Source organism: Enterobacter cloacae complex sp. I2, from assembly GCF_014896205.1.
Classification (GTDB): domain Bacteria; phylum Pseudomonadota; class Gammaproteobacteria; order Enterobacterales; family Enterobacteriaceae; genus Enterobacter; species Enterobacter quasihormaechei.
Map to the genome: position 1 here is coordinate 36,126 of NZ_JADBRA010000015.1, position 26,691 is coordinate 62,816.

At 57.4% G+C, this 26,691-nt stretch carries 20 protein-coding genes; 9 read left to right on the forward strand and 11 right to left on the reverse strand.

Annotation, left to right across the window (positions count from 1 at the left end; all coding sequences use genetic code 11):
* Positions 1 to 14: 14 nt before the first annotated feature.
* Genes tssM through IM300_RS14205 form a run of 5 tightly spaced genes read right to left on the reverse strand, consistent with a single transcriptional unit; the run spans position 15 to position 7,287 of the window.
* The gene (tssM, locus tag IM300_RS14185; RefSeq protein ID WP_063449586.1) at positions 15 to 3,635 is read right to left on the reverse strand and encodes a type VI secretion system membrane subunit TssM; all 3,621 of its coding nucleotides are present in this window, start codon (positions 3,633 to 3,635) and stop codon (positions 15 to 17) included.
* A 2-nt stretch (positions 3,636 to 3,637) separates the two neighbouring features.
* Positions 3,638 to 4,876 (reverse strand): DotU family type VI secretion system protein, encoded by a 1,239-nt coding sequence (locus IM300_RS14190; protein ID WP_193033870.1) that lies wholly within the window; start codon positions 4,874 to 4,876, stop codon positions 3,638 to 3,640.
* 17 nt (positions 4,877 to 4,893) lie between these two features.
* Complete coding sequence (tssK, locus tag IM300_RS14195; RefSeq protein ID WP_107535534.1) at positions 4,894 to 6,237, reverse strand: type VI secretion system baseplate subunit TssK; 1,344 nt, start codon at positions 6,235 to 6,237, stop codon at positions 4,894 to 4,896.
* 28 nt (positions 6,238 to 6,265) lie between these two features.
* A complete protein-coding gene (tssJ, locus tag IM300_RS14200) occupies positions 6,266 to 6,769 on the reverse strand; it encodes a type VI secretion system lipoprotein TssJ (protein ID WP_063868509.1) in 504 nt (167 codons plus the stop codon).
* A gap of 23 nt (positions 6,770 to 6,792) precedes the next feature.
* Positions 6,793 to 7,287 (reverse strand): hypothetical protein, encoded by a 495-nt coding sequence (locus IM300_RS14205; protein WP_107535535.1) that lies wholly within the window; start codon positions 7,285 to 7,287, stop codon positions 6,793 to 6,795.
* 798 nt (positions 7,288 to 8,085) lie between these two features.
* Between IM300_RS14205 and IM300_RS14210 the strand changes: the two genes are divergently transcribed.
* From IM300_RS14210 to IM300_RS14220, 3 genes are all read left to right on the forward strand, one after another.
* Complete coding sequence (locus IM300_RS14210; protein WP_193037041.1) at positions 8,086 to 9,066, forward strand: GlxA family transcriptional regulator; 981 nt, start codon at positions 8,086 to 8,088, stop codon at positions 9,064 to 9,066.
* A gap of 78 nt (positions 9,067 to 9,144) precedes the next feature.
* Positions 9,145 to 10,155, forward strand: coding sequence for a type I glyceraldehyde-3-phosphate dehydrogenase (gene gap / locus IM300_RS14215; RefSeq protein ID WP_131638183.1), 1,011 nt, complete (start codon positions 9,145 to 9,147; stop codon positions 10,153 to 10,155).
* 232 nt (positions 10,156 to 10,387) lie between these two features.
* A complete protein-coding gene (locus tag IM300_RS14220) occupies positions 10,388 to 12,070 on the forward strand; it encodes an alpha,alpha-trehalase (protein WP_193037043.1) in 1,683 nt (560 codons plus the stop codon).
* An 84-nt stretch (positions 12,071 to 12,154) separates the two neighbouring features.
* Here the strand turns inward: IM300_RS14220 and IM300_RS14225 are convergent, their stop codons facing one another.
* Positions 12,155 to 14,257, reverse strand: a complete 2,103-nt coding sequence (locus IM300_RS14225) for a TonB-dependent siderophore receptor (RefSeq protein WP_193037045.1) — start codon at positions 14,255 to 14,257, stop codon at positions 12,155 to 12,157.
* 159 nt (positions 14,258 to 14,416) lie between these two features.
* On the opposite strand from IM300_RS14225, the gene IM300_RS14230 reads away from it, so the two are divergent.
* Entirely contained in the window at positions 14,417 to 15,148 is a 732-nt protein-coding gene (locus tag IM300_RS14230) for a flagellar brake protein (protein WP_063868503.1), read from the forward strand.
* Positions 15,149 to 15,185: 37 nt separating this feature from the next.
* Here the strand turns inward: IM300_RS14230 and emtA are convergent, their stop codons facing one another.
* Positions 15,186 to 15,797, reverse strand: coding sequence for a membrane-bound lytic murein transglycosylase EmtA (gene emtA, locus IM300_RS14235; RefSeq protein WP_063449596.1), 612 nt, complete (start codon positions 15,795 to 15,797; stop codon positions 15,186 to 15,188).
* A gap of 107 nt (positions 15,798 to 15,904) precedes the next feature.
* Between emtA and ldcA the strand changes: the two genes are divergently transcribed.
* Together ldcA and IM300_RS14245 are read left to right on the forward strand one after the other, a co-directional pair.
* Positions 15,905 to 16,819 carry a muramoyltetrapeptide carboxypeptidase gene (ldcA, locus tag IM300_RS14240; RefSeq protein ID WP_193037047.1) on the forward strand — a complete coding sequence of 305 codons (915 nt, stop codon included), beginning with the start codon at positions 15,905 to 15,907 and terminating at the stop codon, positions 16,817 to 16,819.
* Between the two features lie 97 nt (positions 16,820 to 16,916).
* The gene (locus tag IM300_RS14245) at positions 16,917 to 18,650 is read left to right on the forward strand and encodes a potassium/proton antiporter (RefSeq protein WP_131636912.1); all 1,734 of its coding nucleotides are present in this window, start codon (positions 16,917 to 16,919) and stop codon (positions 18,648 to 18,650) included.
* A gap of 96 nt (positions 18,651 to 18,746) precedes the next feature.
* Here the strand turns inward: IM300_RS14245 and dadX are convergent, their stop codons facing one another.
* Together dadX and IM300_RS14255 are read right to left on the reverse strand one after the other, a co-directional pair.
* Positions 18,747 to 19,817: a catabolic alanine racemase DadX gene (dadX, locus tag IM300_RS14250; protein ID WP_063449599.1), complete on the reverse strand. Its 1,071-nt coding sequence runs from the start codon at positions 19,815 to 19,817 to the stop codon at positions 18,747 to 18,749.
* A gap of 9 nt (positions 19,818 to 19,826) precedes the next feature.
* Positions 19,827 to 21,125: a D-amino acid dehydrogenase gene (locus IM300_RS14255; protein WP_193037049.1), complete on the reverse strand. Its 1,299-nt coding sequence runs from the start codon at positions 21,123 to 21,125 to the stop codon at positions 19,827 to 19,829.
* A 321-nt stretch (positions 21,126 to 21,446) separates the two neighbouring features.
* Between IM300_RS14255 and IM300_RS14260 the strand changes: the two genes are divergently transcribed.
* On the forward strand, positions 21,447 to 22,979 hold the full coding sequence (locus IM300_RS14260; protein ID WP_193037051.1) for a SpoVR family protein: 1,533 nt from the start codon (positions 21,447 to 21,449) through the stop codon (positions 22,977 to 22,979).
* A 110-nt stretch (positions 22,980 to 23,089) separates the two neighbouring features.
* Here the strand turns inward: IM300_RS14260 and fadR are convergent, their stop codons facing one another.
* Positions 23,090 to 23,809, reverse strand: coding sequence for a fatty acid metabolism transcriptional regulator FadR (gene fadR / locus IM300_RS14265; RefSeq protein ID WP_003859951.1), 720 nt, complete (start codon positions 23,807 to 23,809; stop codon positions 23,090 to 23,092).
* Positions 23,810 to 24,011: 202 nt separating this feature from the next.
* Here fadR and nhaB point away from each other — a divergent pair, with 202 nt between their 5' ends.
* Both nhaB and dsbB read left to right on the forward strand, forming a co-directional pair.
* Positions 24,012 to 25,550, forward strand: a complete 1,539-nt coding sequence (gene nhaB / locus IM300_RS14270; RefSeq protein WP_063868497.1) for a Na(+)/H(+) antiporter NhaB — start codon at positions 24,012 to 24,014, stop codon at positions 25,548 to 25,550.
* A 46-nt stretch (positions 25,551 to 25,596) separates the two neighbouring features.
* Positions 25,597 to 26,127: a disulfide bond formation protein DsbB gene (gene dsbB, locus IM300_RS14275; protein ID WP_063868496.1), complete on the forward strand. Its 531-nt coding sequence runs from the start codon at positions 25,597 to 25,599 to the stop codon at positions 26,125 to 26,127.
* A gap of 115 nt (positions 26,128 to 26,242) precedes the next feature.
* On the opposite strand, the gene IM300_RS14280 is transcribed toward dsbB, so the two are convergent.
* Positions 26,243 to 26,683, reverse strand: coding sequence for a YcgN family cysteine cluster protein (locus IM300_RS14280; RefSeq protein WP_063449604.1), 441 nt, complete (start codon positions 26,681 to 26,683; stop codon positions 26,243 to 26,245).
* Positions 26,684 to 26,691: the final 8 nt, after the last annotated feature.

Below are 26,691 nucleotides of genomic sequence, written 5' to 3' on the forward strand. Positions count from 1 at the left end.
GGCTGTCCTTGCGGTTATGGGCATGAGAAACGGGGAAGCTGGAACGGGTTGCGGATGCTGTTCGGCGCAAACTCCAGCGTGACCTGATGTCCGTCGACGTTGAAGGTGGCCTGACGGCTCAGGCTACCCGCGCCAGGGCTGGTGCGCGCCTTGTCGAAAAAGCGGTTGAGCGCCCATGAACCGTTGGTCACCAGCGTTGCGGTGCTGCCGTTTGCCAGACCGAGCTGCATACGCACCTGGTTCGTCCCGCCCGGCCCCGGCCAGTTCATGATTTGCACCGCCTGCGGACCGTGGCTGTAGCGCAGCAGCTGACCGTCCACGTCCAGCGTGAGGTTCAGAATAGTGTTATCCATCCGCACGGTGCGCACCGTGACCTTAAAGGATGGCGTGGTCGCGCCGTTGGCAAAGAAAGCATCGCGGATGGACTGCGCCTGCTGGAACGGACGCAGCAGCCCTTCGCTGCCCGGCAGCGTTTTGCCGTCGATGCCCGGCATAAAACGCCAGTTCGCCTGGGTGGTGTCCACCTTGTTGGTCAGGTTGTCGCGAAAGAAGGTGTCCATCAGCCCGGTGCCCGGCGCGAACATGCGGGCAAGATCGTCCGGCGTCACTTCGGTGCTGGCGCTACGCACCAGCGGGTAACGCCCGGCAATAGCCTGACGGCAGAACCCGCCCACTTCCACGTTGATGCGCTTACGCACGTTCTCCAGATCGCGACGCTGGGTATCGCTGCTGGCGCCCACGGCCATATTACTGAACATGGTTTGCAGCCCGCCCGGCAGACGGCCCGCGCTGGCTTGCAGGCGGCTGATGGCATCGCCGCCCGGGGCGGGCATACCGCTGTTTGCTGCATCCTGAACGGCAGTCAGGTAGCGATAAAGCTCGTCAACCTGCTTGAGAAAATCATCAAAGACGATGGTCTTACCGCCCTTCTCCAGCGGCTGCGCCAGCTCAATCATCGGCGCATAGTGGTCGGTCACCAGTTGCTCGGGCGCCTGCGTTACGACCGCGCCCTGCGTTGGAGCGTTGTCACCGTTGCTGAACAGCGCTTCCAGCGTACGGGTGGCGCGGTTGCTTTGCTCTTCCGCTTTCTGCGCATCCTCCGGCGCAGGCGCAGTGCGCGACAGCGTCAGCACCTTGCTCAGGTTGAGCACCAGGCGGCGCAGCGGCGAGTTGGTGCCTGAAAGCAGGCGCGCGGTGTTGATGCGCTGGGAAAGATCGGCGCTGTTATTGAGCTGAATGTCCGCGAGAAAGCGATCCCAGTTGACGATGAAGTCGCGCATGTAAAGCTGACGCACGGCATTGTCGATCTGCTGTTTATCTTCCTGAGCGGTGGTCGCCCCCAGAACCCAGGCATCATCTTCGTGCAGGGCGGTGGTCACGCTGTCGATCTGGTCGTTAAAACTCTTCCAGTAGCCGTCCGGCGTATAGAGCCCCGGCACGCCCTCACTCACCGGCTTGCCGCTTTTACGGGAAAACACCAGCTCGCTCTGCGGGCCGCCGAGATCTGAAAGCGAAACCGGCTTCAGGTTTTCATCATGCTCCAGCAGACGCTTCAGGCGTCCGTACACGCGGGTGGAGAGCGGCTGCTGGTTGATAAGCGCCCTCTCGCGGGCCACCAGATCCTCATCCTGGGCATACGGTGAAGCCTGAATTTTCGGTTCCAGCAGCTGCGTCAGGTGCCACTCCAGCTCCTGAAGCTCCGCCTGCGTCACGTTCTGCGGCAGGTTGCGTTGCAGGTTGAGCATCACCCATGAGTGCAGGAATTTGCCGTCGTAATGCTTCGGCTGGTAAAGCATCTGATAGGCCTTCAGCGCCTCATAGCTGTACTCCACGTCGCTGCCGTTGTCGTTGCGCAGCCAGGTGGTTATGTGCATCGCCACGGCGGGCAGCAGCATCTGATCCAGCGCTTTCTGATACAGCGACTGCGAGGCATCGCTGACGTCATCTCCGCGATAAAGCCCCATGCGGCGTGAAACCGGCGGATCGTTAACGTCAAAGGCCTCGCTTTTCGGCAGATCCACCAGGCTGTTAAGCAGCGGCAGAAGCGCAAACAGATCGCGCTGAGGCTGGTTTTGCAGCGCCTTGCTCTGCTGCTCCAGCCCCGGCACTTTTGCATCCACCTCTTCCAGATAGGCTTTATTTTTGGCGTAGCTGGTCAGCCACAGGCCGCCCAGGATCACCAGCAGGGCCAGCAGCGCCGCATAGCCGGACCACATCACGGCGCGGTTGCGCAGTTCCCACCAGCGGTTTTCGCCGGCGATGCCCGCCTCCTGGAAAATGACGTTTTGCAGCAGGTTCTTAATGAAGAAACTCTGACCTTTCGCCCCCGGGATCGGCGCTTCTTTACTCACCGAGTCCCAGCGGTCGCTTTCGCCCCCTTCCGGCAGCGAGAGCGCGCGGTTCAGCTCGCCCATCACGCGGTCAAACGGCATGCCTTCCTGGGTGCCGCTGGCGAAGTAGATACCGCGCGGGGAAAATTCGGTTTCGAAATTTGAGCGCGCAAAGACCGTGCTCAGGTAGTCCGCCAGCAGCGGGCGCAGCGCGGCGAACTCCTGCGGGAAGAGATATGCTTCCGCCCGGGCTTTTGCATCGTGCTCTTTCAGCATGGTTTCCGGCAGGCCGGCATCCAGACGCTGTTGCAGCAGGGAAAACTCCTGCTGGAAGTTGCCCATCAGGTCGTAATCGGCGTGTTTGGTCTGCTCCCACGGCAGGGTAAAGCCCCAGATCTGGTCGCGCTGGGCTTTGTCGTAATCCGCAAACCAGGCGCGGAAGCCTTTAAGCAGGTCCGCCTTGGTGACCATCACGTACACCGGGAAGCGAATGCCCAGCTGTTCGTGCAGCTCGGAGAGACGCTGGCGCAGGTTCACCGCCTGCTGGCGGGAGGCCTCCGCGGACTGAGAAAGCAGGTCGGAAATGCTGATGGTGATAATCACGCCGTTGATGGGTTGGCGGCGGCGGTATTTACGCAGCAGGTTGATAAATTCCAGCCACTCGCCGGCGTCCTGAACCTGCTCGCTCTCCTGAGTGGTGTAACGCCCCGCAGTATCCAGCAGCACCGCCTCGTTGGTGAACCACCAGTCGCAGTTGCGCGTGCCGCCAATGCCGCGCAGCGCGGTTTTACCGAAGCGGTCCGCCAGCGGGAATTGCAGCCCGGAGTTGGCCAGCGCGGTGGTTTTACCGGAACCCGGTGCGCCAATAATGACGTACCACGGCAGTTGATAGAGGTACTGGGTGCTGAAGCGCTGCGTCCACTGCGCGCCGTGCCCCGCTTTGCTGAAGTGGGCTTTTTTCAGCATCTGGGCGGCTTCGTCGAAACGCCCGGCAAGGATCTGCTCCTCGCTGTTCAGACGTTTCTGCGGATCGGCCGCTTCCGGGCTGGTGGTGTTTTCGTTGAGCTTGTCCATCAGCTTGCGGTTCAGCCAGGCGTTATACAACCGGGGCAGAATGTGGCTCTGGGCCCAAATCAGGTAGACCACCGCAATGCTGATGACGCGGTTCTGCTCGGATTCAAGAGGCCGGGTATCCACGATGGACAACAGCGGGCCAATCATCCAGATCACCGCCGCGAGCGCCGTTACGCCCAGGAAGCTCCACAGAATGCGATTGGTCAGTATAGAAAGTAGAGTAGTCAGCATCCTTAGTTTCCTTGCGGCAATCCGTTCAGCTCGGCCTGGGTATTGCCAGGCGACACCAGCAGCGTAATTTCCACGCGGCGGTTACGGGCGCGATTCTCAGGCGTCGTGTTAGGCGCTACCGGGTTGATCTCGCCCCGCCCTTCGGCTTTGACGCGCTCAGGCTGGGACAGGCTGCCCTGTAGCTGTTTTTGCACCGAGCGGGCGCGCTCAAGCGAGAGTTCATAGTTGGAGGCGAAGCGGGCGCTGCGGATCGGCACGTTGTCGCTGTACCCCACCACCAGAATTTTGCCGCTGACGTTATTCATCGCCTGGGCGATGCGGTCAATAACCGGCTCATAGCGATCGCGCACCACGGTTGAGGCCGAGGCAAACAGTCCGTCCCCTTTCAGGATCACCACGCTGCGATCCGCCTCATCCTTCACGGCCACCAGACCGGCCTCAATTTCAGGCTTCAGGAAACCGCGCAGGTTCAGCACCGCCGGCATCTGACGCACAGGCTGCTGGATAGTGGTTTCCGGCAGCTGGGACTGGTAAATCTTCGCCAGCACCGGGCTGGTGTTATCGCCCAGGCGCCAGTTGAGGACGATATAGAACAGGCAGGCGATAAAGCCCACCAGCGCCACGCACGCCCAGAGAGGAATCATTGGCCGCCAGAGCTTGCGCAGCACGGGGCGATCTTCCGGATGCGGGGAGAGTGGCGGCGGGTAGCTGCCGCGCACGCCGCGGATCATTTGCCACAGACGCTGTTTGATGGTTTCCAGCTGGGTGCGGCCATTGTCCAGCACGCGGTAGCGCCCTTCAAAGCCGAGCAGCAGACAGTAGTTGATCATCTCGAGCAGCAGAATGTGTTCACGCGGATTCTGAGACAGACGCGCCAGCAGCTGGAAAAACTTCTCGCCGCCCCAGGTTTCGTTATGAAACGTCACCAGCAGGCCGTTGCTTGACCAGACGCCGCTGCTTCCCCAGGGGGTCAGGGCGGCGGCTTCGTCCAGCGCCGTGCAGAGGCAGTAGCGTGCGCCGACAATCACTTCATACGGTAAGCCCGCCTGCTGGCACCGCACTTCGAATCGGCGAATTTCGTCGATCAGGCGCTGGCGCAGCCCGACCTGATCGTCGTGGGAAACCGAATGACGGATTTGCGGAATCGCATTGAGCAGCGGATTGGCGGCCGCCACCAGCTGATTATTCCCACTGGCTCCGGTAAACACGGCATCGCTGCCGGTATCCTGTCGTTCCTGCATATTAAGCGCTCGCTTTATTATTCTGTCGGGCTACGGATGGCCCAGAACTCCATATCGAGACCCGGGAATTCCCCTGCGAGATGCAGCGCGAATGCCCCGGACTTGTCCATCTCGTGCCACAGCTCGCTGCCCCTCTCGAGCTCGAAATAGCTGTAGCCCGCATGCCACGGTATCTGCGGCGGTGCGACGGGCATGGCCCGCAGCATGATGCCCGGCAGCTGAAGCTGAACCAGATCGCGAATTTTTGAGACAGGCGCAACCTTCATCTGGGCAGGGAAATGGGTTTGCAGGTGTTCGCCCGGGACGTTGGCTTTTACCGCCAGCACGAAGCCAAACTCGCGAACCATGCTGGTCTCCGGCACGGTGGCGATGTTCAGTCCGTGAGAGCGTTCGTGCAGCGGCAGCTGAATGGCATGATCTTCCATGACCAGCGACAGCCCCTGACGCAGCATCAGCATCAGTTTGCTGAAGCAAGCGGCGAGATCGTCATGGTCGTATACCGGCAGAATGCTCTCTGCGGTACGCTGCGGCGTCCAGGTGGCGAGTTCCGTGGCAAACGGCAGCCAGCTGCGCCAGAGCGCTTCCGGGTGAAGCAGCGGCAGCGTTTTTAAATGCGAGACGTCGCCCAGGTGGCGGTTGATCAGCGAGAGAAGCGTGAACTCGACCATCTCGGACGTATTGAAACGCCCCGGCTGGCGCAGACGGCCACCAATCTGCTGGCTACGCTGCACCAGCAAGCCGTGCAGATCGTTGATCATGCCGTATAGTTGCGGGCTGTTATTGGCGTTCAGCATGGGCGGGATGTAGCTGTTATCCAGCCGCACGTGGTTGTCGTTGCGCTTTTCGGTGACGAACGCCACGCCGATGGCGGTCCACTCTGCCGTCAGATCTTTCTCCAGCATCAGGGTCAGACGCAGGCGGCCAAACTGGACCGTGGCCTCCCCGACCGACATGGCGTTATCGTCTTCCACCTCTTGCTCAAAGGTAATAAAACGCGCCAGAGAAGCGTGCTCTTCGCTGAAAATCACCTCTTCACGGCCACCGCGACGAACCGGCAGCGCAAGCACCACTTTTTCATTGGTGAGGTTATCGGGGATTTTTAGCGGGGCCGGACCGTTGCGATCGCTGCGAACCTGGAAAAACGTGCCGTCAGGCAGCAAACCGCTACAGTAGCTCAAGGCAATGCAGCCCTGGCGAAGCATCGCTTCGTCCAGCTCAAGGTCGAGAAAGCCCCAGAGGTACGATCGCTGCAATGCTCCCCATTCACGAACGTGGTTGAGGAGGTAACGTTCTGTCCGCTGAAAATGGTGGGGACGCAGGAACATGCCCTCTGTCCAGACGACCTTTTCTGCTTTCGTCATGATGATCTCTTTCCTGTTATGAAGGGCGTTACTGGCTGATGACCCGGATACCGTTTACGTCAAGGAAGACGCTGGCCTGGAGTTCATCTGCGGACCATTTCCAGAACTGGTAAATCGCGTTTTCGCCGGGAACAGGCAAAGGGAGTGAGACACGCCATTTTTTGCCGTCCAGCGCCTGGTATTCCGCCATCACGCCGATATAGCGCGCGTCCGGCGAGCTTTGGCCGCTCAGGGTTTTCGAAAGCTGGCCCGGCATCAGGAAGAACACATCGCTGTTCAGCAGATTCGCGCCAAGCGTGGCTGACGCGTTGTTCTGTAAGGAGTAGAAGTCGCTGGACATGAAATCCGCATCGGATTTCAGCAGCATCACTCTGACCTTAAGCGGCGCAGAATCATTGATTTGAGGATGAGCCTGAAACTGTAGATTGTAGCGGGAGGGGTCGCTGTGTGAAGACGACGTACAACCACCGATCAGCGCGAAAATCAACGCAAAAAATGGGAACCACATCCGATGAAAATTTTTATTATTCATAAAAATATGCTCGTGAAACCCGTTTAGTTCAGGATCCAGGTACCGTTCGCGCTGTCTTTGCAGGCTTTGCTGTTGCCATCGACATCGACGCAGGTGGTTTTCTTGCGCGCTTTAGGGCGCTGCGCCTGTTTACGCACGGTGGCTTCGTACTGGTCAGCCTTGATCACGGCACGCATCGGCACGTAACCAATCAGCTGTTCACTCCCTTCATCGGCCAGCGCCATCCAGAAATGTTCAACCTGCCCCAGCACAACGTAAGTTTTGCCGGTCTCAAGCGTGCGGATCACCTTTCCGCCGTAGTCAGGGCGGCTCATCAGGGATGCCGGGTACATGGCACGATACGGTTCATTCACCTGAGTGAACTCCGCCGGCGGGGTAACAGCGTGACGGTGCGTCAGCGTGACGCCATTAACCTGGCTCGTCACGATCGTATCATCGGTGATCGCTGGTTTCTGCGGCGCCTTACAGCCCGCCACCGCCATAACAAACAGAAGTGATAACAATACGCGCAGTTTCATATGCTTTTCCGTAGCGATATTTAGAGGATGAAGAGAGGGGATAAAATTTGACTTAGGTGCTATTGTTAAAATAGTCAGGATATTTTCAGCATGTAACTATTTTAGGGCATAGCTACCGCACGAGCCCTACAGAAATAGGCCCAGCATGTTCCTGACATATTTTGACAAACGGTAGACAAGTTTACATGAGCTTGCCATCAATTCAATATTTCCCGTCTGCTTAATGGCGTATAACGATCCGCCCAATGCATTATAGGATTAATCTCATTAAAAATGCGCACTTAGCTTAAATCTGCTTTTTCTTAGGCAGGGAATGCGTATATCTTGTTGAAAATTAATAATTAAATACCCAAAAGAGAACCACTATCATTAACGTAAGCCACCTATTATCGCCACTACCATAATTAGTAGAATTTCATTTTTTCTGTGCGCTGTGGGATATATTTAGGATATTTACATTGTTGCATTTCAAAGATAAGTTTTATTCTTAACGAGTGCCCGCATTAACCAAGGCAGAGGGAAATAACGCCAGTATATTAATTTCGCGTGCCGAAATAACTTTTGAGAATTTAGCCTTCGAAGTTATTTTTTGTGCCTTAATAATTAAGTCCGGCTACATCTTTTTGTTCTTTTAATGTTCAACAGGAAGCATTTAACCCCACAATCAGGGGTATTGACGGTATACCTGTCGCTAAAAGTTTTACCATTGCTACATATTTTTTTTACTTCCTGCCAACATCCTCCTGGCCATTCATCCCGCCGCTTGACTTATTTTGTGATAAAGGTACTTTTCAGGACATGAAGAAGATCCTGATTATCGTTCCTGACGGCGGCATGCTGTTTGAAGCCGCCGGTATCGCCGACATTCTGATGCAGGCCAACCGGCTGCACCCGGACGGCCTTGCGCAGCCTCGTTACCGCATCATTATTGCCACCACCCAGCCTCATCTGGTGATCCACGGCCAGTCCGGTTTAAACCTGCTGGCGGACTATCGCCTGCCGGAGCTGGATCCGCGCGAGCCGCTGGACACTATCATCATTACCGGGCGCGGCATAAATGAGCAGGAGAGCACCGCCGTGGTGGACTGGCTGCACCTTGCCGCGCCGCATGCGCGACGCGTTGCCTCTGTTTGCGGCGGAGCGCTGCTGCTGGCACAGGCCGGACTGCTTGATAGGCGCCGGGCAACGACCCACTGGCGGCTGCTGGAGACGCTGAAAACCCTCTATCCTGCGGTCAACGTTGAGGGTGGCCCGCTTTATGTTCAGGATGGACCCGTCTGGACGTCCGGCGGCGTCAGCTCCGGGTTTGATTTGACGCTGGCGCTGGTGGAAGACGATTACGGCTTCACCCTCGCCCGCAACGTAGCGCAGGATATGGTGATGTACCTGCGTCGGCCCGGCGGCCAGCTACAGTTCAGCCGCTATAATCTGGAGCAGTCCAGCGCGACCGGACCCGTAAGCGAGCTGCAAAGCTGGATCCTGCAAAACCTTACCGCAGATTTGTGCGTCGAAAAGCTGGCTGAACGGGTCGCGATGAGCCCGCGCAATTTTACCCGCGTGTTCACGCGTGACGTCGGTGTACCACCGGCCCGTTATGTCACTGAAGCGCGCCTGGCCGCCGCCCGCCAGCTTCTGGAGCAGACCCAGCATCCGCTTGAGGTCATTGCCGAAAAAAGCGGGTTTGGTTCCAGCATTAACCTGCGTCGGGTGTTTGAAAAGCAGCTTCATCTCACGCCGGGCGAATACCGCCAACGCTTCCACTGCCGCAAAATGGCGTAATCTGATCCTTTTTTGTCATTTACGCCATCCGACCTGAGGCCTACAGTCACTTCAGACAACACAGATAAGGAGTGCATCATGGTTAAGGTCGGTATTAACGGTTTCGGCCGTATCGGACGTAATGTTCTGCGCGCGGCGCTGGGCAACCCGGATCTCCAGATTGTGGCCATAAACGATCTGACGGACAGCAAAACCCTCGCCCATCTGCTGAAATATGACTCTCTGCTCGGCACGCTGCCGGTGCCTGTTGAAGCGGCGGACGGCGCGCTACAGGTTGACGGGCAACGCATCACCGTATTCAGTGAACGCGACCCGGCAAATATTCCCTGGAAAGACGCTGGCGTTGAGGTGGTAATAGAAGCGACCGGGTTCTTTACCGAACGTGAAAAAGCGGCGGTGCATATCACGAGCGGCGGCGCAAAACGCGTCATTATTTCCGCGCCGGCTAAAAATGACGATCTCACGGTGGTGATGGGCGTGAACCACACGCTGTACGATCCGGCTCAGCATTTCGTGGTCAGTAACGGGAGCTGCACCACTAATGGGCTGGCACCGGCGGCGCAGGTGCTGCACCAGCAGTTCGGCATTGAGCACGGGCTGATGAACACCACCCATGCGTACACCAACAGCCAGGCGCTGCATGACCAGCCGGAAAAAGATCTGCGCGGCGCGCGCGCGGCAGCATTATCGATTGTGCCCTACTCCAGCGGCGCGGCAAAAGCGCTCGGGAAAGTGATCCCCGAGCTGGACGGCAAGCTTACCGGGTATTCCCTGCGCGTGCCGGTTCCGGTGGTGTCGATTGTCGATCTGACGGTAACGCTGAGCCGCAATGTGACCGCCGAAGAGGTGAATGACGCCTTTCGTCAGGCTGCCGCCAGCGGGCCGCTGAAAGGCATTCTGGGCTACAGCGATGAACCGCTGGTCTCCAGTGATTATCAGGGCGACCCGCGCTCATCCATTATCGACGGGCTATCAACGCTGGTGATTGGCGGGAATATGGTGAAGATCCTGTCGTGGTACGACAACGAATGGGGTTTCTCGAACCGTCTGGTGGATCTGGCGGTGCTGATGGATAAGAAAGGGTTGTAAGGCTTAAGCCGGGTGGCCTGAAGCCTACCCGGCTTGTCAGTCACCGTTTCATTTCGTTAATGCTCAAAGCCTCAGGAATCGATCTGATCCCGGTGCGGTGAAAGCGCGCCCGAATTGTCTGGTTATGCGAAAAATGGGATATTCAACACGCTAAGTTAACGATATTCGTCTAAGGTTTTCAGGTAATTGACAACAGCGGTCACGCTGCTCAGTGAAGACAGGAGACGAACCGATGATAAGACCTCGCGCACGACGCCCCGCTTTTTTGCCCCTTGCGCTGGCAGGCGCACTACTCGGTGTTACCGCATTTGGTTATGCTGAAGACCAGCCAACGACCCAGCAACGCTCACCGGATATTCTCCTTGGCCCTCTCTTTAATGACGTACAGAGCGCCAAACTGTTCCCGGATCAGAAAACCTTCGCGGATGCCGTTCCCAAAAGCGACCCGCTGATGATCCTGGCGGATTACCGGATGCAGCATACCCAGTCCGGTTTTGACCTGCGCCACTTCGTGGAGATGAACTTTATCCTGCCGAAGGAGGGTGAGAAATACGTTCCTCCGGAAGGTCAAAGCCTGCGCGAACACATCGACGGTCTGTGGCCTGTACTGACCCGCACCACAGACAAAGCGAACAAATGGGACTCCCTCCTGCCCCTGCCAAAACCCTATGTCGTGCCGGGAGGACGCTTCCGCGAAGTCTATTACTGGGACAGCTATTTCACCATGCTGGGGCTGGCCGAGAGCGGGCACTGGGACAAAATCAGCGACATGGTGGACAACTTCGCTTACGAGCTTGATACCTGGGGCCATATCCCTAACGGCAACCGCAGCTACTACCTGAGCCGCTCTCAGCCGCCGTTCTTCTCGCTGATGGTGGAACTGCTCGCCACGCATGACAGCGACGCGTTAAAGAAATACCGTCCGCAGATGGAGAAAGAGTATGCCTACTGGATGGAGGGGGCAGAGGGACTTCAGCCCGGCCAGGCGAACAAACGCGTGGTGAAGCTGGATGACGGCGCCCTTCTCAACCGCTACTGGGACGATCGGGACACGCCGCGACCTGAATCCTGGCTGGATGACGTGACGACTGCCAAAAACAACCCTAACCGTCCGGCCACGGAGATTTACCGCGATCTGCGCTCTGCCGCCGCCTCGGGCTGGGATTTCAGCTCCCGCTGGATGGACGACCCGCAGAAGCTGGATACCATCCGCACCACCAGCATCGTGCCGGTGGATCTGAATGCGCTGATGTTTAAGATGGAGAAACTGCTGGCCCGCGCCAGCCAGGAAGACGGCGATAGCGCCAGCGCAAGCAAATACGACGCGCTGGCCTCCGCGCGCCAGAAAGCCATGGAAAGCCACCTGTGGAACGATAAAGAGGGCTGGTACGCGGATTACGATCTGAAAACGAAGAAAGTCCGTAATCAGCTTACGGCTGCGGCCCTCTTCCCGCTTTACGTGAAGGCCGCGTCACAGGAGCGCGCCGATAAGGTGGCCGCAGCCGCGTCGTCGCGCCTGTTGAAACCGGGCGGTATCTCTACCACCACCATCAACAGCGGGCAGCAGTGGGATGCGCCGAACGGCTGGGCGCCGTTGCAGTGGGTAGCGGTGGAAGGGTTACAAAACTACGGTCAGCAAAAAGTGGCGATGGACGTAACCTGGCGTTTCCTGAAAAACGTTCAGCATACCTACGATCGCGAGAAGAAGCTGGTTGAGAAGTATGACGTCTCTTCGACCGGTACCGGCGGTGGCGGCGGCGAGTATCCGTTGCAGGACGGTTTCGGCTGGAGTAACGGCGTGACGCTCAGGATGCTGGACATGGTCTGCCCGAAAGAGAAGCCGTGCGACAGCGTACCGGAGAATCAGCCTGCGGCGAACGATGATGTCGCGCCTGCAAAACAGGCGGCGCAGTAGCGCCCCTCACCCTAACCCTCTCCCCAAAGGGGCGAGGGGAAGGTCCGTGCAATAAAGTGGCCCGGTAGCGTTACCGGGCTTTTTTCAGAAGCTGTAGCTTGCCCCAACCTGGAAGGTCCGGTCGCGGCCTATCCAGCAATTGGTCGCGTCATAGCAGGTGAGCGTTTCTTTGTTTGTGACGTTCTGCGCGCTCGCCTTCAGCGTGAGTCCCTCCAGCGCTGGCGCCAGTTCGCCCATGCGGTAAGAAGCCGCCAGATCGTACTGCGTAGTCCCGCCCAGCTTGCCTGCGTCGTTGCCCGGCGAGATTTCCATCGGCCCGGTGTAGCGCGCGCCACCCCCCAGCGTTACCCCTCTCAGCGGCGTGCTGTCAAAGGTGTAATCCCCCCAAAGGTTAAAGGCGTTCTCGGGGACCTGCGTTGGCCGTTTGCCCTGATATTTGTCATCTTCGGTGTTAATGGCGTGGGTGTAGGCGTAGTTGGCAATCAGCGTCAGGTTCTCCGTTGGACGACTGATGGCTGAAATCTCCGCGCCCTTAGATTCCACTTCCCCGGTCTGGCGGTAGTTGAGGAAGCCCGGATCGCTGGTCACCACATTTTTCTGACGAATGTTAAACACCGAGGCGGTGAAGGTGGTTGCGTATTCCGCCAGCAGGTATTTCACCCCACCCTCCACCTGCTTGCTGGTGGTGGGCTTAACGTCTTTTGCGGTCAGCGTACCCTGCGGCGATACCGGGGCGAACCCTTCCGAGTAGCTGATAAACGGCGAGAGCCCGTTATCGAAGGCATAAAGCGCGCCCAGTCGTTTGGTGAGGCGATCCTGCGATACCCAGGCTTTGTCACCGTTTTGCAGATAGTTGGTGGTGACCGAACGGTAGTCATCATAGCGCAGGCTGGCCAGCAGGTTCAGCCCGCCGAACTCCACCTGATCCTGCACGTAATAGCCGTTCTGCTGATAGCTCAACCGGTTTTTCTGCGCGGTAGAAAGCCCCAGCGCATTGCTTTCGATCTGCCCGCGATCCGGATTGCGCATATCAATACCCGGCGTGGACGAGGCGTAACGATAGTGGAAGTGAGAGTTCAGCTTCTGATAGTCAAAGCCCGCCAGCAGATGATGCTTCCAGTCTCCCAGCGCAACGGTGCGGGTGACCTGGTTATCAATGTTGAAGCTCTGCAAATCTTCATCCGTGGTGTAGGCGAAGCGGTTGAGCTGGTAGACCTCACTGCCCGTCCCGGTGGAATAGACGCTGCGCTGGTGGGTGTCCACATCAAAATAGCGCGCTTTCTGGTTAAAGCCCCAGCCGCTGTCAAACTCATGCTCAAAGCTGTAGCCCAGCATCCACTGGCGTTGCTTAAAGCCGCTCCACTCATCGCCGGCGTAATCACGACGATCGGCGTATTTCGAACGCAGATAGCTCAGCGGCATCGGGTCAGACGGCGTCAGGCTCGGCGTATTTTGCGCCAGCGCGTCAATGGTCAGGCGCGTTTTGCTGTCCGGCTGCCAGGTTACGGAGGGGGCAACCAGATAGTTTTCATAGCGCGTGGTATGCGCCTGTTCGTCACTTTCCGTCGCTTTGCCCAGCAGGCGATAGTGCCAGTCGCTGGTCGCGATCTGCCCCGTGGAGTCCAGATACCCCTCTTTCAGATTGCGGTTGCCGGTATTAAAGCCCAGCTCCGTTTTCGCCGCTTTCTGCGGCTTTTTACTCTGGATATTGACCAGCCCGCCCGGGGAGCCGCCGCCATAAAGCACGGATGATGGCCCTTTCAGGATATCGACGCTCTCAATCAACAGCGGATCGATTCGCGCTTTGGTGTTACCCGTGACGTTATAGGGAAGTTGCAGGCCGTTGTAGAACTCCTGCTCAACGTTGAACCCGCGAATTTTATATTCGCTCATATAAGAAGTGCTGCCGCGCACCTCCGTGGAAACACCCGGCGCATAGCGCAGGATCTCGTTTACCGAGCCGGCATGCCGCTGCTCGATTTCTTTAGCGGCGATGGTGTTGATCACCTGCGGCGTTTTACTTTCCGCAACGGCTGATTTCGTGGCGCTGTTGGTCCAGCCGGGAAGCGCATCGCCCTGCTCTGTTCCTGTCACCACGATGGTGGATCCTTCTGCGAAAGCCTGTGTCTGCAATGCCAGCGTAACGGCGCTTGCCAACGCGCATAACGCCAAACGTGAAGTACGCATAGTGTCGTCTTGTTATTAGATGATATTGGGAACGCCAATTATTATCATTTCTATTAGCAAAGCAATATGCGCGGAGAAAACAGATCGTTTGTCTTAAGTTTCATGCGAGCGTGCCGATAACCCAGAGACAGTCTGTCATCTATCGAGGAGCCATCTGGCGTGAGTAGCTACAGTGAGCAGTTCCTGAAACAAAATCCGCTGGCTGTATTAGGGGTGTTACGCGACCTGAAAAAAGGTGAGGTGCCGCTGCGCATCAACTGGACAACCCGTCAGTTTATCAGCAAGATCCTGGACGTGACGGCAGAGCACCTGATTGTGGATCTGGGTAGCCAGAGCGATGAAAACCGTGCCGCGCTACAGGCAGAAAATCTTTCGGTAATGGCCGAAACGCACGGAGCAAAAGTTGAGTTTGTGCTGCCTCGCCTCACCGCGATCGCCTACCAGGGTTTGCCAGCGTTTATCGCGCCGTTGCCTGAAAATCTCTGGTTCGTGCAGCGCCGTGAGTTTTTTCGCATCAGCGCCCCGCTTCACCCGGCCTACTTCTGTAAGGCAAAAATGCCGGACAAAAAAGAGATCCGCTTTCGCCTGTTCGATTTATCGCTGGGCGGCATGGGCGCGTTGATGGATACGCCGAAGCCGGAAGGGCTGGTGGAAGGTATGCGTTTTAGCCAGATCGAGCTGGATATGGGCGGATGGGGACGCTTCTGGTTTGATGCTCAGCTGATTGCCATCAGCGAGCGCAAGGTGGTGGACGGCAAAAACGAGACCATTACGACGCCACGCCTGAGCTTTCGTTTCCTGAATGTCGGGCCAGGCGCCGAGCGCGAACTCCAGCGCATCATCTTTTCACTGGAGCGTGAAGCGCGTGAACGCGCGAATAAAGTGCTCTGAAAGGCGTCGGGCAGCGTGCAGCCGCCCGACAAAGGGATTACATAGCGTCCATCGCTTTCTGTACTTTCCAGATATAGCGCGGCGCCTGTGCTGACGGATGGTTCTTCACAACGTGTTCGAAGAATTCATCTTTATCCATATCGTTAATCTCTTCTATCGCTTCTTTGCGATCGGAGGAGAAGGTTCTCAGCAGCGCGCCGGCCCCGTTAACGTACGACACCACCAGCGCGTATTGCATCACTTCCGGGTCTTCAATTCCCTTCAGAATGCCGTGCTCCAGAATGCTCAGGTAGGCGGTTCCCATAGAAATATTACGTTCCGGGTTTTTCAGCTCGCTGGTGGAGGGTTGTCCCTTCCAGCCCATATAGCGATAGACCTCCCTTCCCGCCGTCGAGGCTTTTAGCTGCATCAGCCCCACCGCATTCGATTTACTCACCAGCGTTGGGTTGCCGCCGGATTCCACCGCAATAATTGCCGTGATCAGACGCGGGCTCACGCCCCAGGCCTTCCCGGCTTGTTCGCTGATCGGCATCCACTGCATGGCCCGCTTCACCGGCACGTCAGGGTTCCAGGGGGGATTTTGATAATCATGTTTTGAACTACAGCCAGCGAGCAACACAATCAAAAAAGCAAACCATCTCAATTTCACGTCATCTATCCTTATAGCCGGTCATCGCGGTACGTCGCCTCTTGAAGCAGGCGGCGTTTAAGCGGCATGATATAGACAATTAGTTTCTCATTCAGCAAGGAATTGCCATGCCTCAGTTTCATCTCATCGCACCGTCGGGCTACTGCATCAACCAGGAAGCGGCACAGCGGGGCGTTCAGCGCCTGCTGGAAAGGGGCCATCAGGTAGAAAATCAGACAATTATCCCCCGCCGCATGCAGCGTTTTGCCGGTACGGATGCGCAGAGACTGAGCGATATCAACAGCCTGGCGACGCTGGAAGGCGAAAACAACGTTGTGCTGGCCGTGCGCGGCGGATATGGTGCGAGCCGGCTGCTGGAGAGTATCGACTGGGCCGGGCTGGGAGCACGCCAGCAGCAGGATCCGCTGCTGATCTGCGGCCACAGCGATTTCACGGCGATCCAGCTCGGCCTGCTGGCACTGCATAACGTCATTACCTTTAGCGGCCCGATGCTGGCCGGTAACTTTGGCGCGCCGGAGCTGGATGCTTTTACCGAGGAACATTTCTGGCGTGCCCTGCAAAACCCGACCTTCACCGTTGAGTGGCAAGGCAACGGACCGCACTGGGAATGTGAAGGACAGCTGTGGGGCGGAAACCTCGCGATGCTGGTGTCGCTAATTGGCACACCGTGGCTGCCGCAGATTGAGGACGGAATACTGGTGCTGGAAGATATCAACGAACACCCGTTCCGCGTCGAACGCATGCTGTTGCAGCTGTATCACGCCGGGATCCTGGATCGGCAGTCGGCCATTGTGCTGGGTAGTTTTAGCGGATCGGCCCCCAACGATTACGATGCGGGCTACTCCCTCGAGACGATGATTGATTTCATTCGTTCCCGGCTGGACGTTCCGGTGATTGCCGGGCTGGACTTCGGCCATGAGCAGCAAACCGTCACGCTGCCGCTGGGCGCCCGGGCGCGCCTGACGCACGATCATTCAGGCAGTCGGTTAACAATCAGCGGTCATCCGGTCTTAAAGGCATAAAAAAGCCGTTATTCCCCCTCAATAAAACGCTGTTACCGTTGTTAATATGTTAGGGTTTTAATAACAGCGTTCACATTGAGGTGGGAGTAAGACGACATTGGGTGCCACAGCGATAATCAGCCTTTTCATTCTCGGTTCCATCCTGGTAACCTTCAGCATTTTATTAAGTTCATTTTCATCGCGCCTTGGCATACCTATTCTTGTCATTTTCCTGGCTATCGGCATGCTGGCGGGAGTCGACGGGATCGGCGGTATCCCCTTCGATAATTACCCTTTCGCCTATATGGTGAGTAACCTCGCGCTGGCGGTGATCCTGCTGGACGGCGGCATGCGCACCCAGGCAAGTTCGTTTCGCGTGGCCTTAGGCCCGGCGCTGTCTCTGGCGACCGTCGGGGTGCTGATCACCTCGGGGCTGACCGGCATGATGGCGGCCTGGCTGTTTAACCTCGATATGATGGAAGGCCTGCTGATTGGGGCGATCGTCGGCTCGACCGATGCGGCAGCGGTTTTCTCCCTGCTCGGCGGCAAAGGGCTGAACGAACGCGTTGGCTCAACGCTTGAGATTGAATCCGGCAGTAACGATCCGATGGCGGTGTTTCTGACCATCACCCTGATTGAGATGATCCAGCAGCACGAAACCGGCCTGAGCTGGATGTTTGCCTGGCACATCCTCCAGCAGTTTGGCCTCGGCATTATCATTGGCCTTGGCGGCGGTTATCTGTTACAGCATACGATCAACCGTATTACGCTCCCCTCCGGCCTTTACCCGCTGTTGGCCCTGAGCGGCGGTATTCTGATTTTTGCCGTCACCACCGCGCTGGACGGCAGCGGTATTCTGGCGGTTTACCTCTGCGGGTTCCTGCTGGGCAACCGACCGATTCGTAACCGTTATGCGATTCTGCAAAACTTCGACGGGCTGGCCTGGCTGGCGCAAATCGCGATGTTCCTGGTGCTGGGCCTGCTGGTGACGCCTTCCGACCTGCTGCCCATCGTCGTACCGGCGCTGCTTTTATCGGCCTGGATGATTTTCATCGCCCGTCCGCTGTCGGTGTTTGCCGGCCTGCTGCCGTTCCGCGGGTTTAACCTGCGCGAGCGGGTGTTTATCAGCTGGGTGGGGTTGCGCGGCGCGGTGCCGATTATTCTGGCGGTATTCCCGATGATGGCCGGGCTGGACAACGCCCGCCTGTTCTTTAACGTCGCCTTCTTCGTGGTGCTGGTGTCTCTGCTGTTCCAGGGGACGTCCCTGGGCTGGGCGGCGAAAAAGGCCAAAGTGGTGGTGCCGCCCGTCGGCTGGCCGGTCTCCCGCGTGGGGCTGGATCTTCACCCTGAGAATCCGTGGGAACAGTTTGTCTATCAGCTGAGCGCCGATAAGTGGTGCGTGGGCGCTTCCCTGCGCGATCTGCACATGCCGGCTGAAACGCGCATTGCTGCCCTGTTCCGGGATAACGCCCTGCTCCACCCGACCGGCAGCACACGGCTGCGTGAGAACGATATCCTCTGCGTGATTGGCCGCGAGCGCGACCTGCCTGCCCTCGGCAAGCTGTTCAGCCAGTCGCCGCCGGTGGCGCTGGATCAGCGTTTCTTTGGCGATTTTATTCTGGAAGCCAGCGCCCGCTTTGCGGACGTGGCGCTGATTTACGGCCTGGAAGATGGCCTTGAGAATCGCGATAACCAGCAAACGCTGGGCGAGATTATTCAGCGACTATTAGGCGCTGCGCCGGTTGTGGGTGACCAGGTGGAGTTTGCCGGGATGATCTGGACGGTGGCGGAAAAAGAAGATAATGCGGTGCGCAAAGTCGGCGTAAGGCCGATGGAGGAGGATGCGGAGTAGCTGTTTTTTGCCGGGTGGCGGCTTCGCCTTACCCGGCCTACAAAACCCGAGAACGTGTGCCGGGTAAGCGTTAGCGCCACCCGGCACACGAACACGTTACACCGTCACAACAGGCACTCTTGGCGCCAGCGCGCACATCAGTTCATACCCAACGGTGCCCGCCGCAGCGGCCACGTCGTCGATTTTGACCTCGTTGCCCCACAGCTCAACCGGCGAGCCGATACCCGCCTGGGGACACGGCGTCAAATCAATGGCCAGCATATCCATTGAAACGGTACCTACCGTTCCCGTGCGTACGCCATCGACCCATACCGGCGTGCCGCTCGGGGCGATGCGCGGATAACCGTCCGCATAGCCACCCGCCACAATACCAATACGCTGTTCGCCCGACGCCCGGAAGCGGCTGCCATAGCCCACCGTATCGCCCGCTTTCAGCGTCTGCACGCCAATGATTTCACTGCGCAGGGTCATCACCGGCTTCAGGCCGCTGTTGGCGATATCCTGCCACTGGCCGGAAGGGGACGCGCCGTACAGAACGATCCCCGGACGCACCCAGCTGTAGTGCGCCTCAGGATGCCAGAGCGTAGCCGCTGAGTTCGACAGCGAACGCGGGCAGTCCAGCCCTTCTGCCGCCTGTTCAATGCGTACCATGGCATCGGCAATGCCGTCCGGCTTTTCCGCATCGGCGAAGTGCGCCATCAGCGTCATCTCACCGACGTTTTTCAGCGCGCGCAGCTGCTGCCAGACGGTGTGAACCCGCTCGGGCTGGAAGCCCAGACGGTTCATGCCGCTGTTCACTTTGAGATAGATATCCAGCGGGGCGTGCAGCTTCGCGTCCTGAATGGCCTTGATCTGCCAGTTACTGTGCACGCTGGTCGTCAGTCGGTACTTGTCCAGCAGCGGCAGATCTTCCGCATGGAAGAACCCTTCCAGCAGCAGAATCGGCCCTTTCCAGCCGCGCTCGCGCAGCAGGATGGCCTCTTCCAGGTTGAGCAAAGCAAAACCGTCGGTGGCACCGAGCGCACTCCAGATACGATCGATACCATGACCGTAGGCGTTAGCCTTCACCACCGACCAGACACGAGAACCCGGCGCAGCACGGCGAACAATTTGCAGGTTATCCTTCAGCGCCTGCAAATCCAGCTGGGCCAGAATTGGACGGGACATGACAACTCCTTAATTATGCGCGCCGTGCAGGTGCTGGGGGCTCGAGGGGGTAAACCCTGATTGATAGCGTGCGGCGCTCAAATCGTCAAACGGTATAGCCGGGGTGCGACCGGAGATCAGGTCGCTCAGCAGCTGGCCCGAACCGCAGGCCATGGTCCAGCCAAGCGTACCGTGTCCGGTGTTAGTCCACAGATTTTTGTACGGCGTACGGCCAACAATCGGCGTGCCGTCTGGGGTCATCGGGCGCAGGCCCGTCCAGAACGTCGCCTGCTCAATAAAGCCGCCGCGCGGGAAGAGATCCCCGACGACCATCTCCAGCGTTTCACGACGCGGTTTGAGCAATTCGGTATTGAAGCCCACGATCTCCGCCATGCCGCCGACGCGGATCCGGTTATCGAAGCGGGTGATGGCGATTTTGTAGGTTTCATCAAGAATGGTAGAGACCGGCGCGCCGCTGTCCTCTTTCACCGGGATGGTCAAAGAGTAGCCTTTCAGCGGATAAACCGGGATATCCAGAATGCCTTTCAGCATCGCGGTAGAGTAGGAGCCAAACGCCATCACGTAGGCATCGGCTTTGATCACCTCTTCCCCACACTTCACGCCGTAAATCTTCTCCCCTTCTGACAGCAGCTTGTCGACAGAGGTGTTGAAGCGGAACGTCACTCCCGCTTGCTCGCACATGCGCGCCAGACGTTGAGTGAACAGCTGGCAGTCGCCGGTTTCATCGTTCGGTAAACGCAGGCCGCCCGTGAGCTTGTGCGCTACCTCGGCAAGCGCCGGCTCCACCTGCGCCAGCTGGCTGGCTTCCAGCAGCTGATACGGTACGCCCGCATCTTCCAGCACGGCGATATCGCGGGTAGCGTTTTCATACTGTTGCTCGGTGCGGAAGAGCTGAAGCGTACCGCCCTGGCGCCCTTCATATTCAATGCCCGTCGAGGCGCGCAGCGCCTTCAGGCAGTCGCGGCTGTATTCCGCCAGGCGAACCATGCGCCCTTTGTTTTCCATGTAGTGGCGGGTGTCACAGTTGCGCAGCATCTGCCACATCCACTTCAGCTGGAAGGGCGAACCGTCCAGGCTGATCGCCAGCGGCGCGTGTCGCTGGAACATCCATTTAATCGCCTTCAGCGGCACGCCGGGGGCCGCCCACGGGGCAGCATAGCCCGGGGAAATTTGCCCCGCATTCGCCGCACTGGTTTCCAGAGCCGGACCGGATTCGCGATCGATAACGGTAACCTCATGTCCTGCCTGACTTAAATACCAGGCGCTGGTTACGCCAACGACACCACTTCCCAGTATGACAACACGCATAGCCACTCCATTATGAGCAAAAGAACAATCATCTAATTACAGATTGATAACCTAGTTGAAAATATTATTCAACATATGACTTTTTTATGGTGACTTAACTCACATATCCCGCTGTATCAGGGGGTAACGCTTATTTGGGATCTCCTGCTACGCGTTATTTTTAACCAGTATAAAATTCTGTGGACGCCGCTTTTTTTGCCGTATCGAAAACGGGAAATCGCAAAGAAAAAATTTCTGCACCCCGCGTATTTGAATGGGGTGATCTATGCTTGAAAGGAGGCTCTCCAGTCAGAGAGAGCGACCGACAACGAGGGCGCGCTAATGGCTACAATAGATTCCATGTCCAGGGACAGCACCCGTCTGAGCGATGGACCCGACTGGACCTTCGAGTTGCTGGATGTCTACCTGGCGGAGATCGACCGGGTTGCCAAACTCTATCGTCTGGATACCTACCCCCATCAGATTGAAGTCATCACCTCTGAACAAATGATGGACGCTTACTCCAGCGTCGGGATGCCGATAAACTATCCGCACTGGTCGTTTGGCAAAAAGTTCATTGAGACAGAGCGGCTGTATAAGCACGGGCAGCAGGGGCTGGCGTATGAAATCGTCATTAACTCTAACCCGTGTATCGCCTATCTGATGGAGGAGAACACCATTACCATGCAGGCGCTGGTGATGGCGCACGCCTGCTACGGTCATAACTCGTTCTTCAAAAATAACTATCTGTTCCGCAGCTGGACGGACGCCAGCTCCATCGTTGATTACCTCATCTTCGCCCGTAACTACATTACCGACTGCGAAGAGCGCTACGGCGTGGACGAAGTGGAGAAGCTACTGGACTCCTGCCACGCGCTGATGAATTACGGCGTTGACCGCTATAAGCGCCCGCAGAAAATCTCCATGCAGGAAGAGAAAGCCCGGCAGAAGAGCCGCGAGGAGTATCTGCAAAGCCAGGTGAATATGCTGTGGCGTACCCTGCCGAAACGTGAGGAGGAGAAAACCGTCGCCGAAGCGCGTCGCTATCCTTCCGAGCCGCAGGAAAACCTGCTCTACTTTATGGAGAAAAACGCCCCGCTGCTGGAGCCGTGGCAGCGTGAGATCCTGCGCATTGTGCGCAAGGTGAGCCAGTATTTCTATCCGCAGAAGCAGACCCAGGTCATGAACGAAGGCTGGGCGACCTTCTGGCACTACACCATTCTGAACCACCTCTATGACGAGGGAAAAGTCTCTGAACGGTTTATGATGGAGTTCCTGCACAGCCACACCAACGTGGTGTTCCAGCCGGCGTACAACAGCCCGTGGTACAGCGGCATTAACCCGTACGCGCTCGGCTTTGCCATGTTCCAGGATATCAAGCGTATCTGCCAGTCGCCCACCGAAGAGGACAAATACTGGTTCCCGGATATTGCGGGCTCCGACTGGCTGGAAACGCTGCACTTCGCGATGCGTGATTTTAAGGATGAGAGCTTTATCAGCCAGTTCATGTCGCCGAAGATCATGCGTGATTTCCGCTTCTTCACGGTACTGGATGATGACCGCAACAACTACCTGGAGATCTCGGCAATCCATAACGAGGAAGGCTATCGGGAGATCCGCTCGCGTCTGTCGTCCCAGTACAATCTGAGCAACCTTGAACCGAACATTCAGGTGTGGAACGTGGATCTGCGCGGCGACCGCTCTCTGACGCTGCGCTATATCCCGCACAACCGCGCGCCGCTGGATAAAGGGCGTAAGGAAGTGCTGAAGCACGTGCATCGCCTGTGGGGATTTGACGTGTTGCTGGAGCAGCAGAACGAAGACGGCAGCGTGGAACTGCTGGACCGGTGTCCGGCGCGGATGAATACGCTGTAGCGTTTTTGCCGGGTGGCGGCTACGCCTTACCCGGCCTACGGGTTTTGTAGGCCCGGTAAGCGTAGCGCCACCCGGCGAAAAAAAACCTCTCAATCGAGAGGTTTTTTCTTTTACCGGCCCTGAATCGCCAGATCGCCCGGCAGCGTTTTCTGCATCCGGTGCCAGATTTCACCGGAGTCGTGACCGTAACGACGCACCGTTTCATAGACCTGGTCGTGCAGCCCCTCGGTGCAGAGTTTGCTCAGCTTATGGTAGAAGCCGAGCGCCAGGCTACGGGCTTCAGGGTTAGCAAAGTAGTGACGACCAATGCGCGTATATAACCCTTTCATCCCATTCAGGATCAGGCCGTAAACCGGATTGCCGGAGGCAAACGCCAGCCCGCGGAACACGTTGTAGTCCAGGGTTGCAAAGGCATCCGCATGGTCCTCCACCTCATTAGCGGTGGCGAGCACCTTCAGCGCATCTTCAGGGTGCTGACGAAACGCGGTGCGGATAAAAATAGTAGCGATGTTGGTGCGCACCGAAAGCAGATTATCAATCAGCTGCGGTACGCTTTCGTGGTCGAGACGCGCCAGCGTTTCCAGAATATTCAGCCCGGACGTTTCCCAGAAGTTGTTCACCTTAGTGGGTTTGCCATGCTGTATCGTCAACCAGCCATCGCGCGCCAGACGCTGGAGCACTTCTCGCAGCGTGGTACGGGTGACGCCAATCAGTTCAGAGAGTTCGCGTTCAGCAGGTAGAATTGATCCCGCAGGGAAACGATTATTCCAGATGCTTTCAATGATGTACTCTTCCGCGAAACCCGCCGGGCTCTGCGCCTTAATGACCATAGTGAGATTTCCATTACACAGCTTTAGCAAATTGCACTCATCATACCAGAGGCGGACAGAGGCAGATAGCGCAGCCGAGACAGAAAAGAGGGATCGCCGTTTCATTTTTATGAAATTTACAAAATGGCTTTAACGCCCTCACCAACGCCATTTTTGCGTATACTGATGTCTTGTCTTATTTGACGGGGAAAGGACGTCTGTCGTGGAAATTTCGTTTGGGCGCGCGCTATGGCGCAACTTTTTAGGTCAGTCACCTGACTGGTACAAACTCACTTTACTGGTATTCCTGGTCGTTAATCCCGTTATCTTCTTGCTGAATCCCTTTGTTGCCGGATGGCTGTTGGTCGCCGAGTTTATCTTTACCCTGGCGATGGCGCTGAAGTGCTATCCGCTATTGCCCGGCGGGCTGCTGGCACTGGAGGCCGTGGCCACGGGAATGACCAGCGCGGAGCACGTTAAAAACGAGATTGCGTCGAATCTTGAAGTCCTGCTGCTGCTGATCTTCATGGTGGCCGGGATCTACTTTATGAAGCAGCTCCTGCTGTTTATCTTTACCCGCTTGCTGCTGAGCATTCCGTCTAAAACGCTTCTCTCGCTGGCGTTTTGCCTCGCCGCGGCTTTCCTTTCAGCCTTCCTGGACGCGCTGACGGTGGTGGCGGTAGTGATCAGCGTCGCCGTCGGTTTTTACGGAATTTACCACCGGGTGGCCTCGTCTCGTCCCGGCGATAACTTGCAGGACGACAGCCACGTTGAGGCGCACAACCGCGACGTGCTGGAGCAGTTCCGCGCGTTTCTGCGCTGCCTGATGATGCACGCGGGCGTGGGTACGGCGCTGGGCGGCGTGATGACCATGGTCGGGGAGCCGCAAAACCTGATCATCGCTAAAGCCGCCGGGTGGCATTTTGGCGAATTTTTCCTGCGCATGGCGCCGGTCAGCGTGCCCGTGCTGGTCTGTGGATTAGCGACCTGCGTGCTGGTTGAGAAATTTAACCTCTTTGGCTATGGCGCGACGTTGCCCGATCAGGTCCGCCATGAGCTGCAAAAGTTTGACGAGCAGAGCCGCAAACAGCGTACGCGTCAGGAGACGCTGCGCCTGATTGCACAGGGTCTGATCGGCGTGTGGCTTATCGCTGCGCTGGCCTTGCACCTTGCCGAAGTGGGGCTCATTGGCCTGTCGGTGATTATTCTGGCAACCAGCCTGAGCGGCGTAACGGATGAACATGCTATCGGTAAAGCCTTTACCGAAGCGCTGCCGTTTACCGCCCTGCTGGCGGTGTTTTTTGCCGTTGTGGCGGTGATTATTGACCAACATCTGTTCGCGCCCATTATCGCTTTTGTGCTTCAGGCTACGCCAGATTCGCAGCTTACGCTGTTCTATTTGTTTAACGGTCTGTTGTCTTCCATCTCCGATAACGTCTTCGTCGGGACGGTATACATCAATGAGGCCAAAGCCGCGATGGAACAAGGGATCGTCAGCAGTGAACAGTTTGAGCTGCTGGCGGTAGCGATCAACACCGGAACCAACCTGCCCTCGGTGGCAACCCCGAACGGTCAGGCGGCATTCCTCTTCCTGCTGACCTCGGCGCTGGCGCCGCTCATACGGCTTTCTTATGGAAGAATGGTCTGGATGGCGCTGCCGTATACGCTGGTGCTTACCCTGGTTGGTTTGCTGTGCATCAAAATTACTCTCGTTCCCTGTACGCAATGGTTGTTACAAGCAGGTATACTTGCGGCGCATTAAAATTCGTTTACACTGCGCTGTCTAAGCATGTTCCAGGGAAATGATTATGTTGCGATTTTTGAACCAGTGCTCACGCGGTCGCGGAGCGTGGTTGTTGATGGCCCTGACCGCCTTTGCGCTGGAAATGGTCGCGCTGTGGTTTCAGCATGTGATGGGGCTGAAACCTTGCGTACTGTGTATTTATGAGCGTTGTGCGCTGTTCGGCATTATGGGCGCGGGTCTGGTCGGTGCAATTGCACCCAAAACACCGTTACGCTATGCGGCGATTGCCATCTGGCTGTACAGCGCCTGGAAAGGGATTGCGCTTTCCTGGGAGCACACCCAGATGCAGCTTCATCCGTCACCGTTTATGACCTGCGATTTTGCGGCCCGCTTCCCGGGCTGGCTGCCGCTGGATAAGTGGCTGCCGCAGGTGTTCGTTGCCTCCGGTGACTGCTCCGTACGCCAGTGGGAGTTTCTGACGCTGGAGATGCCGCAATGGCTGGTGGGCATTTTTGTCGCCTACTTCGTGGTGGCGCTGCTGGTGCTGATTGCCCAGCCGTTCAGACCGAAAAAACGCGATCTTTTTGGGCGTTAATGTGCCCGGCGGCGCTTCGCTTGCGCGGGCCTACGGTTTTGTAGGTCGGGTAAGCGCAGCGCCACACGACACAACAGCGCATAATAAAAAACCCGCCTCGGCGGGTTTTTTATTATCAGCGGTTGGGATGATTCATGATGTGGTCTTCCCAGTCCCGCACCTCTGACTCTTTCACCGCAATATGGCGCACAGAAATACGTTCGCCGTGCATCGCCGCTTTCGACCCCGTCAGCAGGGGATGCCACGCAGGCAGATCCTTTCCTTCCGCCAGCAGGCGATACGCACAGGTATGCGGTAGCCACTCAAAGGTCGGCAGGTTTTCACGGGTTAACTTGATGCAGTCCGGCTCATATTCGAAACGGCGCTCGTAGTTGCGGCACTGGCAGGTTTTGATGTTTAACTGCTTGCACGCTACGTTGGTGAAATAGATTTCGTCCGAATCTTCATCCATCAGCTTATGCAGGCAGCACTGTCCGCAGCCGTCACACAACGATTCCCACTCCGCGTCGGTCATGTCGTCGAGCGTTTTGCTTTGCCAGAAAGGAATATCGTTCATCGGGATGT